The 12,642-nt window shown below is 66.7% G+C and carries 11 protein-coding genes; 10 read left to right on the forward strand and 1 reads right to left on the reverse strand.

The annotated features are described in order from the left end of the window. The first annotated feature begins 477 nt into the window (after positions 1-477). The 10 genes from queF (at position 478) to N5D20_RS08860 (ending at position 10,953) form a co-directional block, all read left to right on the forward strand. Complete coding sequence (queF, locus tag N5D20_RS08815; protein WP_054172636.1) at positions 478-1,296, forward strand: NADPH-dependent 7-cyano-7-deazaguanine reductase QueF; 819 nt, start codon at positions 478-480, stop codon at positions 1,294-1,296. A 212-nt stretch (positions 1,297-1,508) separates the two neighbouring features. Further along, the gene (locus N5D20_RS08820) at positions 1,509-1,802 is read left to right on the forward strand and encodes a LysM peptidoglycan-binding domain-containing protein (RefSeq protein WP_005419771.1); all 294 of its coding nucleotides are present in this window, start codon (positions 1,509-1,511) and stop codon (positions 1,800-1,802) included. A 45-nt stretch (positions 1,803-1,847) separates the two neighbouring features. Then, positions 1,848-2,360 (forward strand): hypothetical protein, encoded by a 513-nt coding sequence (locus tag N5D20_RS08825; protein WP_049436828.1) that lies wholly within the window; start codon positions 1,848-1,850, stop codon positions 2,358-2,360. A 916-nt stretch (positions 2,361-3,276) separates the two neighbouring features. Beyond that, a complete protein-coding gene (locus tag N5D20_RS08830) occupies positions 3,277-5,499 on the forward strand; it encodes an NADP-dependent isocitrate dehydrogenase (protein ID WP_197579497.1) in 2,223 nt (740 codons plus the stop codon). Between the two features lie 278 nt (positions 5,500-5,777). Further along, positions 5,778-6,743 (forward strand): hypothetical protein, encoded by a 966-nt coding sequence (locus tag N5D20_RS08835; protein WP_197579496.1) that lies wholly within the window; start codon positions 5,778-5,780, stop codon positions 6,741-6,743. Further along, complete coding sequence (locus N5D20_RS08840; protein ID WP_054172630.1) at positions 6,736-7,284, forward strand: ATP/GTP-binding protein; 549 nt, start codon at positions 6,736-6,738, stop codon at positions 7,282-7,284. Before N5D20_RS08835 ends, N5D20_RS08840 begins: the two co-directional genes overlap by 8 nt. After that, the gene (locus tag N5D20_RS08845; RefSeq protein ID WP_019336717.1) at positions 7,277-7,693 is read left to right on the forward strand and encodes a roadblock/LC7 domain-containing protein; all 417 of its coding nucleotides are present in this window, start codon (positions 7,277-7,279) and stop codon (positions 7,691-7,693) included. The genes N5D20_RS08840 and N5D20_RS08845 overlap by 8 nt, the downstream gene beginning before the upstream one ends. Positions 7,694-7,746: 53 nt before the next feature. Beyond that, positions 7,747-8,106 (forward strand): hypothetical protein, encoded by a 360-nt coding sequence (locus N5D20_RS08850; protein WP_005419760.1) that lies wholly within the window; start codon positions 7,747-7,749, stop codon positions 8,104-8,106. Between the two features lie 164 nt (positions 8,107-8,270). Then, entirely contained in the window at positions 8,271-10,001 is a 1,731-nt protein-coding gene (aceK, locus tag N5D20_RS08855) for a bifunctional isocitrate dehydrogenase kinase/phosphatase (RefSeq protein WP_197579495.1), read from the forward strand. Between the two features lie 61 nt (positions 10,002-10,062). Continuing rightward, positions 10,063-10,953: an energy transducer TonB gene (locus tag N5D20_RS08860; protein WP_197576936.1), complete on the forward strand. Its 891-nt coding sequence runs from the start codon at positions 10,063-10,065 to the stop codon at positions 10,951-10,953. Between the two features lie 34 nt (positions 10,954-10,987). Here the strand turns inward: N5D20_RS08860 and N5D20_RS08865 are convergent, their stop codons facing one another. Then, entirely contained in the window at positions 10,988-12,562 is a 1,575-nt protein-coding gene (locus tag N5D20_RS08865) for a sensor domain-containing diguanylate cyclase (protein ID WP_197579494.1), read from the reverse strand. Between the last annotated feature and the right edge of the window lie 80 nt (positions 12,563-12,642).

Raw genomic sequence — 12,642 nt, forward strand, 5'->3', positions numbered from 1 at the left:
CGGTCGCGCCATCCATGGCGCTCACGCCCCTGCCACCGGACCCACCCCGCCTTCGACAGTTTCCCGCGGCTGTCGGAACGACATCCTGCTTTGGTGGGTGTCGACCTTGGTCGACACGGCGGACGTCATGAACGTCTGAAGGATCGGCTTTTGATTTTGATTTTTCTGATCCTTCCCGTGGTGGCGCAGGAAACTGTCCGTGGCCGGGAGGGTGGGTTGGCTGGGGGCGTGAGCCGCATGGGCCCGAGGCATGCCTCGGGCGGGTTGGGCAGGACGCCCAACCCTGGCCTTGCCGTGCGTGCAGGACTGCGCGCACGAGCAAGCGGCGACCGAGCTTACATGGACGTACTTGCAGCGGCCCCCAGCCAACCCACCCTCCCGGCCGACCCCGAGATCCTGCCCTGAACCACCACGGAGGGGCTCCGCCGTTGGCCGGCCCGGCCGAAGGCCCGCCCTCCGCGCGATACAATGACGCCCATGAACACCCCACAGGATTCCAGCCTCGGTCGCGAGGTCAGTTACCCGTCGCAGTACGATCCCGGCCTGCTGTTTCCCATCCCCCGCAGCGGCGCCCGCGCCGAGATCGGCCTCGATGACGCCGCGCTGCCGTTCGTCGGCCACGACCGCTGGCACGCCTTCGAGCTGAGCTGGCTCGACCCGCGTGGCAAGCCGCAGGTCGCCGTCGCCACCGTGCAGGTGCCATGCACTTCGCCGCGGTTGATCGAATCGAAGTCGTTCAAGCTGTACCTCAACTCCCTCAACAGCACCCGCATCGACAGCGCCGAGGCACTGCGCGAGCGCCTTGTGGCCGACCTGTCGGCCTGCGCCGGTGCGCCGGTCCAGGTCGAGTTCGGCCTGCCGGGCCTGCGTGAGACGCCGCTCGGTGAATCCATCGACGGGCTGGACGTGGAGATCGACTGCTACGGTCCGCCGCAGGCGGACTTCCTTGCCGCCGATGCGGGCGAGGTGGTGGAAGAGACCCTGGTCTCGTCGCTGCTGAAGTCCAACTGCCCGGTCACCGGCCAGCCGGACTGGGCCACGGTCAGCCTGCGTTACCGTGGGCCGAAGATCGACCGTGCCGGCCTGCTGCGCTATCTGGTCAGCTACCGCGAGCACGCCGAGTTCCACGAGCAGTGCGTTGAGCGGATCTTCAGCGAGGTGACTTCGCGCTGCCAGCCGCAGTGGCTGGAGGTGGAGGCCCGCTATACCCGCCGTGGTGGCCTGGATATCAATCCCTGGCGTGCCAGCGCCGGCATCACCGCCCCGGCTGCGACCTACCGCGAACTGCGGCAGTAACCCAGCAGGCGGTTACCGGTCGTGCCGGCCGCTGGCCGGCAACCACGTGGAACCGGTGTCCAGGGCAAGCCGGCCAGCGGCCGGCACGACCGGACACCTTCTCTCCCGATTGTTCAGCCGCCCCCGGGGGCGGCTTCACATCTGCACCATCCCCATTTAACAACCTCCATGGCACCGTGCGAACCACGTAGTCATGCAGACGGGAGTTGTGGATGAGTACCGAGAAGAAAGCCGATTTCTCCGGTGTCAGTGGCAGTGTCGACAGTACCGCCGAGCAGGTGCCGAAGGCGGACTTCTCCGGCGTCAGCGCCTCGGTGGACAGCACCGCAGACGTTGTCAGCGGCGGCACCTATACCGTGCAGAAGGGTGACTCGCTGTCGAAGATCGCCAAGCAGCATCTGGGCGACGCCAACGCCTGGAAAAAGATCTTCGAAGCCAACCGCGATGTGCTTGATGACCCGGACAAGATCTTCCCGGGCCAGACCCTGAAGCTGCCGCCGAAGTAAGCCGGCCATCGAACGCCGTCCGACAATCCCTGGGAGGAACCCCGAATGATCAAGACCACCCCGCTCCAGACCGCCCTGATCGCCGCCCTGCTGGGCAGCGTCGCCTTGGTCGGTTGCAAGAAGAAAGAAGAGTCGACCGACACCAACGCCGCTCCGGCAGCGACCGCTCCGGCCGAACCGGCAGCACCGGCGCCGATGACCGGCGCACCGCCGCCGATGGCCGAAGCCGCTGCAGTCAGCGTCTCGGCGGTCACCGTAGGCAAGACCGCAGCCGCCGACAAGTCGGTTGCGACGACGGCATTGTTCGCACCGAAGGATGACGTCATCGTCTCGGTCAAGACCGACGGCGCTGCCAACAACGTCACCGTTGGCGCGAAGCTGACCTACCAGGACGGCCAGGTGGCCGGCGAACAGAACGCCACCCTGAATACCAGTGGTGCGGAAACCACCAACGTCACCTTCAAGAATGCAAAGGGCTGGCCGGCCGGCAAGTACCGCGCCGAGGTCACCGTCGATGGCAAGGCGGCCGGAACGCCGCAGGAGTTCGAGGTCAAGTAAGTCCTGCCGACTCTCTCCCGACAGGGCTCACGATGGACGCAGCCGCGAGGCTGCGTCCTTTTTTATTGGCGATGCCCGCTTGGGGAGGGGGCTGCCGGTATACGCTGAACGGAACACGGCCAGGTAGGGGATAGGATGCTCAGCTGGATTGCGCTCACGCTCGCAATGGGACCCGTGAATCTCTGGAGCTACAGTTGCGACCACTTCCTATACGGCGCCTGTGTGCGGGTGCCGACAGACATGTCCGTGACCTACGAGGCACCTGTTGACTTTGGTCTGCACCGCATCAGGCGTGATGGTAGGGAAGTCGCCTTGATCTACGAGGGCGATGCCCCCGAAAAGCCTGTGCCAGGAAGCACGCCGGATCTGCGCTTCACGGATGGCGGATATGTCGTGTCGGGGTATGCAAGGGCGGAAGGACCTTCCACCCGGTACGACGTCTACGTTCGACCCGGATCATCTGGCGCCGGTTCGCTGCACATCCGAGGCTCTGCAGCGACAGCAGATGAACTCGCCAGCCTGGCCGCCGTCGTTGGGGGATTCCGAATCTGCAACTTCCAGCAAAGCAGGCGCTCGCAGACATTGATCTGTCCAAGGCGTGCCGAGTGGGGGCAGCGATTGTCGGAGTGGGTCATGCGTGCCTCAACGAGCGGGAAGTCGAATTAGCCATCAAGCCTCAGCTTCCAGACCGGAAGCGAGCCAACGACGAAACACAGCGGTCCAGTACCGCCGCGTATGGCGTGGCTTTGCCCCGCGCGGCTGAAAACGCGACAATGCAGGGGTTTCCCCGCCGCGCGCCCACCCTGGCGGCGACGGGGGAAAGCGTGGGGCTCCGCCTCGCGCGCGACACGGTTGCACGTGGCCCGGCGCTGGCGCCGGCCTTCCCCTGAGCATTGCTACAGAGTCCAAGTCCCCCATGTCCAAGATCCTCTACACGCTGACCGACGAAGCCCCGTTCCTGGCCACCCAGTCGCTGCTGCCGATCGTCGGCGCCTACACCGCCACCGCAGGCATCGTGGTGGAAACCCGTGACATCTCGCTGTCCGGCCGCATCCTGTCGCTGTTCCCGGAACTGCTCAGTGACGCGCAGAAGGTCAGCGACGACCTGGCCGAGCTGGGCCAGCTGGCGACCACTCCGGACGCCAACATCATCAAGCTGCCGAACATCTCCGCCTCGGTGCCGCAGCTGAAGGCGGCCATCAAGGAACTGCAGGACCAGGGTTACCCGCTGCCGGATTACCCGGAAACCCCGGCCGACGACCAGCAGCGCGACTACAAGGCGCGCTACGACAAGGTCAAGGGCAGTGCGGTGAATCCGGTGCTGCGCGAAGGCAACTCCGACCGCCGCGCACCGCTGTCGGTGAAGAACTACGCGCGAAAGCACCCGCACCGCATGGGCGCCTGGGCGTCGGATTCGAAGTCGCACGTCGCGCACATGGCCGCCGGTGATTTCTACGGCAGCGAGAAGTCGGCCACCCTGGCCAACGCCGATGCGCTGAAGATCACCTTCCACGGCAAGGACGGCAGCACCGTCGTGCTGAAGGAAAAGACCGCGGTCAAGGCGGGCGAGATCGTCGATGCCGCGGTGATGAGCCGCAAGGCGCTGGCCGCATTCATCGCTGAGCAGATCGCCGATGCAAAGGCCCAGGGCGTGCTGTTCTCGCTGCACCTGAAGGCGACCATGATGAAGGTTTCCGACCCGATCATGTTCGGCGTGGCCGTCAACGAGTTCTACAAGGACGTGCTGGCCAAGCACGCCGACGTGCTGAAGCAGGCCGGTTTCGATGCCAACAACGGCATCGGTGACCTGGCTGCGCGCCTGCCGTCGCTGCCGGAAGCCACCCGCGCCGCCATCGAAGCCGACCTGGCTGCCGAGTACGCACAGCGTCCGGGCGTGGCCATGGTCAATTCGGACAAGGGCATCACCAACCTGCACGTGCCGAGCGACGTGATCGTCGACGCCTCGATGCCGGCGATGATCCGCGACTCCGGCAAGATGTGGAATGCCGAAGGCAAGCTGCAGGACACCAAGGCGGTCATTCCGGACCGCTGCTACGCCGGCGTGTACCAGGCCGTCATCGACGACTGCAAGGCGCACGGGGCCTTCGACCCGGCCACCATGGGCTCGGTGCCGAACGTCGGCCTGATGGCGCAGAAAGCCGAAGAATACGGCTCGCACGACAAGACCTTCCAGATCGCTGCCGATGGCGTGGTCAAGGTCACCGACGATGCCGGCACCGTGGTGTTCGAGCACGCTGTGGAAGCCGGTGACATCTGGCGCATGTGCCAGACCAAGGACGCGCCGATCCAGGACTGGGTCAAGCTGGCCGTCGAGCGCGCCCGCCTGAGCAGCACCCCGGCCGTGTTCTGGCTGGATGCCGCCCGCGCCCACGACGCGCAGGTCATCGCCAAGGTCGAGCAGTACCTGAAGAACCACGACACCAACGGCCTGGACATCCGCATCCTGCCGCCGGTGGAAGCGACCGCGTTCTCGCTGGACCGCATCCGCAAGGGTGAGGACACCATCTCGGTGACCGGCAACGTGCTGCGCGACTACCTGACCGATCTGTTCCCGATCATGGAGCTGGGCACCAGCGCCAAGATGCTGTCGATCGTGCCGCTGATGGCCGGTGGTGGCCTGTTCGAGACCGGTGCCGGTGGTTCGGCCCCGAAGCACGTGCAGCAGTTCGTGGAAGAGGACTACCTGCGCTGGGATTCGCTGGGTGAGTTCCTGGCCTTGGCCGCCTCGCTGGAACACCTGGGCAACCGCTACGACAACGCCGCCGCCCGCGCGCTGGCCAAGGCGCTGGACGAAGCCAACGGCCAGTTCCTGGACAACGACAAGTCGCCGTCGCGCAAGCTGGGTGGCATCGACAACCGTGGCAGCCACTTCTACATCGCGCTGTACTGGGCCCAGGCCCTGGCCGCGCAGGACGAAGATGCTGCCCTGAAGGCGCGCTTCGCTCCGCTGGCCAAGGCACTGACCGACAACGAGCAGAAGATTGTTGAAGAGCTGATCGCGGTGCAGGGCAAGGCCGTGGACATCGGTGGCTACTACCGCCCGGACGTGGCCAAGGCCAGCGAGGCGATGCGCCCGAGCGCGACCTTCAACGCCGCGCTGGAGCAGCTGCGCGGCTGATCCATCGCCGTTCGGTCGTGACCCCGGAACCCGCGCTTCGGCGCGGGTTTCTTTTTGGGCGGCCCCATTCGACCCGCGTCCAGAACCGTGACACCCGTCGGCTGTCGGAATGCCGTCAACGAGGCATGAAACTTGCCCGCGATGTCCGTCGCAGAACCGATCGGACACCGTCTGCAACCGCTCCCGATCTGAGCAGTCGATCACGACGGCTGCCGCTGGCGATGTCCTAGCCTTGGCGACGCGAGGCCACCGGGGAGGTGGCCGCACGGGGAACACGGATGGCACGCGTGCTGGTAGTGGGAACCGATATCCAGGGCGAACAGGCCCTGCTGCAGCGTCTGCGCCTGGCCTCGGCGCTGCCGGACGGCCAGATTCGTCGCAGCCAGGACCTGGACGACTGCGACCTGCTGGTCATCCGCGATACGCCGGCGCTGCGCAATGCAGCCCTGCGCATGCGCCAGCAACGCCCGCGACTGCAGTGCTGGATCGAGGATCTGGGGGGCCAGCTGCGCGACGGCGATGGCCATCAGGACATACTTGATGACGGTGCCATCGGCCGCGCCCTGCGCGGGATGCAGTTGGCAGTGGAGCCCCTGGCCATGCACGCACCCGCACCGATCCGTCTTGCCGATGGTGCACACGCCATCACCCGCCTGCTGCGCGAGCGGCTGCCCCTGCGCCAGGGGCAGGCACTGCTGAGTGACGCGGGTGATCCCGTCCTGCTGATGGACCTCGAGCATGACCAGGCCGTGCTGCTGCAGGAACACGCGAGCGCGCTGGTGGAGCGTTTGGCCGATGCCTTCGAACGCCTGCAGCTGGATGCGCTCACGCCGGCTCGCCTGCAGGCCCTGGCCGGTGAGCGGCCGCGCCAGCCGCTGCGGCCGCTGCTATGGCAATGGGCGCAACGCAGTCGCCACTGGCAGGCACTGGACGAACGCCTGCGTGGCGCCTCGGTGAAGCTGCTGCGCTGGCCGGATTTCCGCGTGCTGGGTCACGACCACGATGGCTTCCGCCTGTGTTCGCTGCTGCTCAAGCGCGCGTGCACGGTTGAAGAATGCGCGATGCTGCTCGAGTTGCCGGCTGCCGCGGTGCGCGATTTCATCCATGCCGCCTATCTCTGCGGTTACGCGCAGTTGCAGAGCGCCCCGGCGGCACCGATGACGGCGCTACGCGGCAATGGCACCGACCACGGCCTGCTTGCCCGCCTGTGGCGGCACCTGCGCGGGAGCGAGCGCAATGCGTGAGCACAAGGTGGTCGTGCTCGGTGGCATGGGCAGCGGCAAGTCGACACTCGTGCGCAGCATCGCGGCCGGTGCGGTGATCGACACCGATGTGGCCAACAGTGATCGCCTCGGCGCCGACAAGGCCTCCACCACCGTCGCGCTGGACTACGCAGACATCGACCTGCCCAACGGCGAGCGCCTGCGTCTCTATGGAACGCCCGGCCAGCAGCGCTTCGATTTCCTGTGGCCGATCCTGCTGCAGGGAGCACGTGGCGCGGTGCTGCTGCTGGACGCGCGCCGTGCCGGGTTGGCCAGCGAGCTGGAGGACTACCTGCAGGTGCTGCAGCCGTTCGCAGCGTCATTGGCGCTGGTGGTGGCGGTCACCCATCTCGACCAGGCGCCGCACGCTGCGCTGGACGACTGGGCTGCACGCGCCAGCCTGGATGATCAACCGCTCCCTTTGCTGGCGGTGGATGCCCGCGACCGCGAACAGGGATTGCTGCTGATGGATGTACTGATGAGCGAAATGGAAGCGCACGCACTGGTGGCCGCGCATGGCTGACGGGCAGATGGCGGTGCTGCCCGATGCCGGCCAGCGTGAGCGCCTGCAGCCCCTGCTGCAGGACCTGCAGCAGCGGGTGGAAGGCGTGCGCACGGTAGTGCTGGCCAGTGTCGATGGCTTCGCCCTGGTCAGCGCTGGTGCCGAAGGGCGCGGCGAACGGCTGGCGGCGATGACCAGCGCGATGCTGGCGCTGGCCGCAGCGGTCGGGCGCGAACTGGTGCTTGGGGATCTGCAGACGCTGATGCTGGAGGCCGCAGGCGGCAAGGTGCTGATGCTGGCGATCCAGGCCGAGGGACGTGCACCGCTGCTGCTGATGGCGGCCTGCGACCAGCGCAGCGTGATCGGCCAGGTGCTGTGGCAGAGCAGGGAATGTGGCCAGGCGATCCTGGCCGAACTCGGCGGATCGTGAGCCCGGCCGCAGGGGAACGAGGGGCTCGAACCAACATCGACAAGGGGTGCGACGTGGCTGGATTGAATGAATCGTTGAACGCACTGATGGGCATCGACGGCGCGCAGGCAGTGGCGCTGGTCGACTACGAAAGCGGCATGCTGCTGGGCGAGGCCGGTGCCGGCATGGACATGGAAGTGGCCGCCGCCGGCAACACCGAAGTGATCCGCGCCAAGATGAAGACCGCCGCGTCGCTGAACCTCAACGACAGCATCGAGGACATCCTGATCTCGCTGGGCAAGGCGTACCACATCATGCGCCCGGTGGCGAAGAAGAAGGGCCTGTTCTTCTACATCGTGCTGGACCGTACCAAGTCCAACCTGGCGCTGGCCCGGCGCAAGGTGCAGGACGTGGAGGCCGAACTGGCGATCTGAGCCACCGGCTTCTGTAGAGTCGAGCTTGCTCGACTGCTCTTTGCAACTGTAGAGCCGAGCCATGCTCGGCTGCTTCTGCCTGGATCAGCCGAGCATGGCTCGACTCTACACAAGCCACCCCACGCCAGCGTATGGTAAAGCCGGTCCTCCCGGGTGAGCCATGCATGTCCAAGCCTGACATCGCTGCCGAGCTGGCGCCGCGCATTGCCGGCGTCATCCGCGATGGTTTCGAGCAGTACCACGCCCGCTTCGCGGCGATCACCGCCCGTGCGCGGCAGCGCTTCGAGCAGCGTGACTGGGCCGGTGCCCGTCGGGATGCAGTCGAGCGCATCGCGCTGTACGACCTGTGCGTCGCCGAGCAGATGGATACGCTGCGCCGCCTTGCCGGCGAACGGATCGGCGAACGCGCGCTCTGGCTGCAGGTGCATGCCCGGTACAGCGCGCTGCTGCAGGGCCTGATCGACGCCGAGCTGTACAAGACCTTCTACAACACGCTGTCGCGGCGCCTGTTCGCTACCCGCGGCGTGGACCCGGCGCTGGAATTCATTGCTTTCGACGTCGAGCCCTCGGACGCCATCACCCATCCGGTCGCGCGGCATACCTACGCTGTTTCACCGACGCGGCCGGTGGAGGCGCTGCAGCGGGTGCTGGCCGATTACCGGTTCGATATCCCCTATGCGCACCAGCTGCGCTGTGCCGCGGCGATCGCGGTGCGCCTGCAGGATGACCTTGCCCATTGGGGCGATACGCCGGTGCGCAGCATCGAGCTGCTCGACACCGTGTTCTATCGCGAGCGCCGCGCCTATCTGGTCGGCCGCGTGTTCGGCGAGCATCGCTTCTCGCCGTGCGTGATCGCGCTGGTCAACGACGAGCGCGGCCTGCGTGCCGATGCGGTGCTGACCCGGCGCCGTGATGTTGCCCATCTGTTTGGCGTGTCGCGCAGCTACTTCCAGGCCGATCTGGGTACGGTGGGCGATGCCGTGGTGTTCCTGCGCAGCCTGCTGCCGGGCAAGCCCATCGATGAGATCTACACGGTGCTGGGACGTGCCAAGCAGGGCAAGACCGAGCGCTACCGCACGTTCTTCCGCCACTTCAACGAGCACCCGCAGGAGCGGCTGGTGCACGCCGAAGGCACGCCGGGCATGGTCATGGCGGTGTTCACCCTGCCCAGCTATCCGCTGGTGTTCAAGCTGATCCGCGACCGTTTCGCGTGGCCCAAGGCGATGTCGCGGCAGCAGGTGGAAGAGAAGTACGCGCTGGTGTTCAATCTCGATCGTGTCGGCCGCCTGCTCGATGCGCAGCCCTATCGTCATCTGCGCTTTCCGCGCGCGCGTTTCGCGCCGGCCCTGCTGGACGAACTGCTGCAGCAGTGCGCGCAGAGCGTACGCGTTGATGGCGATGAGGTGGAGATCGCACTGTGCTACGTGCAGCGCCGTTTCCGTCCATTGAACCTGTACCTGCGCGAGCAGGGCGGGGAGGCGGTACGTGCAGCGGTGCTCGACTACGCGCAGGCGATCACCGACATGGCGCGCAACAACATCTTCCCCGGTGACATGCTGCCGAAGAACTTCGGTGTATCACGGCACGGCCGGGCCGTGTTCTACGACTATGACGAGCTGTGCCTGGTCAGCGACTGCGTGTTCCGTGCGTGGCCGCAGCCGCGTACGCCGGAGGAGGCCATGGCCGACGAGCCCTGGTTCCATGTTGGCCCGCGCGATGTGTTTCCCGAGCGCTTCGGTCCGTTCATGGGCTTGCCGGCTGCGGAGCTGGCAGCCGTGCGCGAGCACTACCGGCACCTGTTCGACCCGGGCTGGTGGCAGGGCCTGCAGGAACGCTTCGCACGAGGGGACTATCCGGATACGCCGCCCTATGCGGGTGCACACCGGCTGGCCTGAGCCGGCTGTCATGGGTATTGGGACTGAGGTACGCTCGCTGTTCATCACCAAGGATCCGGCAATGATGCGTTCTCCACTGTTTCTCGCCCTCGCGCTGGCCGTCGGTGCCGGCGCCCCCCTGCTTGCAGGTGACGCCACTGCGCAGACCGCACGCGCTGTACGTGCGACTGCGGAAATGAGCATGGTGCTGTCCGGTCATATCGAGGTCACGCCGGAGGGCGCGGTCAGTTCGCTGGTGCTGGACCAGAAAGCCATGGTCGCCCCGAGCATCGCCTCCTTCGTCGAAGGCACCATCGGTGGCTGGCGCTTCGAGCCCACGCTGCGTGATGGCCAGGCGGTGGCCACGAGAGCCCCTTTGCGCGTTCGCCTGCGCGGCAAGGCTGCGGCCGACGGCGGTTATGAAATCAGCATGACCAGTGTCGACTTCAGCGAGTACGATCCGAAGGCCACTGGTTCGGTGACCCCGCTGCACATGACACCGCCGCGCTACCCGGAGGCGGCCTACCGTAACGGTGGCCAAGGTGAGGTGCTGCTGCTGGTCAAGGTGGCGCGTGACGGAACAGTGGCCGACGTGGCCGCCGAGCAGGTGAACATGGCTGTGGTCGCGTCCGAGCGGACCCTGGCCAAGATGCGCGACATCCTGGCCAGAGCCAGCGTCAGCACCGCCCGCACCTGGACCTTCAAGCCACCGACCACCGGCGAGGACAGCACCCGGGACAGCTGGACGGTTCGCATCCCGGTGAACTTCGCCCTGAACCATGATCCCAATGCAGAGGCGGAACGCTATGGCCGCTGGCGCGCCTTCATTCCGGGGCCGCGGCAGAGCGTGCCGTGGCACGAGGCCGACCCGGTCGAGCAGGCCGGGAGCGATCTGCTGCCGGAAGGCGGCGTCTACATGGTGGACGCCGCCAAGCGCGGCCTGCGCCTGCTGACCCCGCTGCAACAGAGCTGAGACCCGCTGCGGAGCCGGGCAGCCCGGCTCCGCGTCAGTCGGCGTACGGGTAGACCACCACCCGGTTGCGGCCCTGTTCCTTGGCCATGTACAGCGCCTTGTCGGCCAGCCGCAAGGCCTGCTCGGCGTCGACATGGAAGCTGGGGAAGTGGGCCACGCCCAGCGATACGGTGATGGTGCCGACCGGTTCGAACGGATGGTCGGCGATGTGCTGGCGCAGGCGTTCACCGGCCTGACGGGCCGATTCAGTACTGATGCCCGGCAGCAGTAGCAGGAATTCCTCGCCACCAGCGCGGCAGAGGATGTCGCTGTCGCGCGAGTAGCGGCGCATCTGGTCGGCGATGTGGACGATGGCGTTGTCGCCGACGTCATGCCCGTAACTGTCGTTGATCGACTTGAAGCGATCGATGTCCAGCGCCAGGATCGCAAACGGAATGCCCTGCACCTGCAGCGCGTCCAGCGCCTGCTGCAGCCCGCGGCGGTTGAGCAGGCCGGTCAGCGGGTCGGTGCGGCTGGCACGGTTGAGCGTGCCGATACGATCCTGCAGGGCATTGAAGCTGTGCAGCACGGCCTGCTTGAGCTGGGCGACCTCGAAGTACCAGGCGCGGATGCCGCTGACATGGTTGATCGCATTGCCGGTGTCCTCGCCGCCCTGCACATTGCGCGCCAGCTGCCACAGCGGCATCGAAATGCGGCGCGCGAACCACCAGGTGACCAGCAGCGACAGCAGGCCGAGCGGAATCGCATTCCAGATCACTGCGGTCATCAACCGTGACAGCGGCTGCAGGGTGGCCTCGGTCGGGCGCTGGGCAATGATGCCCCAGCCAGTGGCCGCCACCGGCGCATAGCCGGCCAGCATCGACACACCACGGTTGTTGCGTACCTGCTGTGCGCCACGCTCCCCGCGCACCACGGCCTTCACCGCCGGGTTGCCGACCACGTAGTCACCCACCCGCTTGCCATCGGCGTGGTACAGCAGGCGGCCATTGCGGTCCACCACGTACAGGTAGGAACCGTCGCGGTAGTAGTGCTTGCCCAGCAGCGTGTGCAGTGCGCTGCGCTGGCGCAGGTAGAGGGTGCCGCTTACATAGCCGCGATAGCGACCCAGGCGGTCGAAGATCGGGTGCGACAGCGACACCAGCAGCTTGCCCGTGGCCGACTGGTAGGGATCGCTGATCATCGGCTGGCGCGCCGCCAGCGCCGCGTTGTTGCCGACACTGTGCAGCACCTCACCCTGCAGCTGCATGGTCTGCGGCGAGGTGGCGATCACCAGGCCGTCGGCGTCCACCACCAGCGAGGAGTTGAAGCTGCTGGACTGCAGCTGCAGGCGGCTGGCTTCATCCTGGGCCTGCTTCGGATCGAGGTCGTCCTCGCCCAGGCGGGTCGCGGCATAGGCCAGCTGCTGCTGCGCGGCCAGCAGGAAGTTCTGCGTGGTCTCGGCCAGCTTGGTGGCATAGACGCGGTTGGCTTCCAGGGTGTTGCCGACCAGCTGGTCGCGCTGCACCCGATAGCTGGCCAGCAGGGTGTTGGCCAGGGCGATGATGGCACTGAGCAGGGCCAGGGCGAGGATCAGCTTGCCCAGGTTGAGGCGGGGAGACAGCGTTCGCATGCGTCGACGGATCCGGCAGGAGGCTGGACCCGACCGGTTCTCCGGAAGGGGCGACAGCGGGAATCGGTGGCCAGGCCGTC

Source organism: Stenotrophomonas sp. GD03877 (assembly GCF_029840555.1).
Lineage (GTDB): Bacteria > Pseudomonadota > Gammaproteobacteria > Xanthomonadales > Xanthomonadaceae > Stenotrophomonas > Stenotrophomonas geniculata.

Coding starts and splice junctions, on each gene's coding strand:
- queF (WP_054172636.1), top strand. CDS start 478: ATGAACACCCCACAGGATTCCAGCCTCGGTCGCGAGGTCAGTTACCCG.
- N5D20_RS08820 (WP_005419771.1), top strand. CDS start 1,509: ATGAGTACCGAGAAGAAAGCCGATTTCTCCGGTGTCAGTGGCAGTGTC.
- N5D20_RS08825 (WP_049436828.1), top strand. CDS start 1,848: ATGATCAAGACCACCCCGCTCCAGACCGCCCTGATCGCCGCCCTGCTG.
- N5D20_RS08830 (WP_197579497.1), top strand. CDS start 3,277: ATGTCCAAGATCCTCTACACGCTGACCGACGAAGCCCCGTTCCTGGCC.
- N5D20_RS08835 (WP_197579496.1), top strand. CDS start 5,778: ATGGCACGCGTGCTGGTAGTGGGAACCGATATCCAGGGCGAACAGGCC.
- N5D20_RS08840 (WP_054172630.1), top strand. CDS start 6,736: ATGCGTGAGCACAAGGTGGTCGTGCTCGGTGGCATGGGCAGCGGCAAG.
- N5D20_RS08845 (WP_019336717.1), top strand. CDS start 7,277: ATGGCTGACGGGCAGATGGCGGTGCTGCCCGATGCCGGCCAGCGTGAG.
- aceK (WP_197579495.1), top strand. CDS start 8,271: ATGTCCAAGCCTGACATCGCTGCCGAGCTGGCGCCGCGCATTGCCGGC.
- N5D20_RS08860 (WP_197576936.1), top strand. CDS start 10,063: ATGATGCGTTCTCCACTGTTTCTCGCCCTCGCGCTGGCCGTCGGTGCC.
- N5D20_RS08865 (WP_197579494.1), bottom strand. CDS start 12,562: ATGCGAACGCTGTCTCCCCGCCTCAACCTGGGCAAGCTGATCCTCGCC.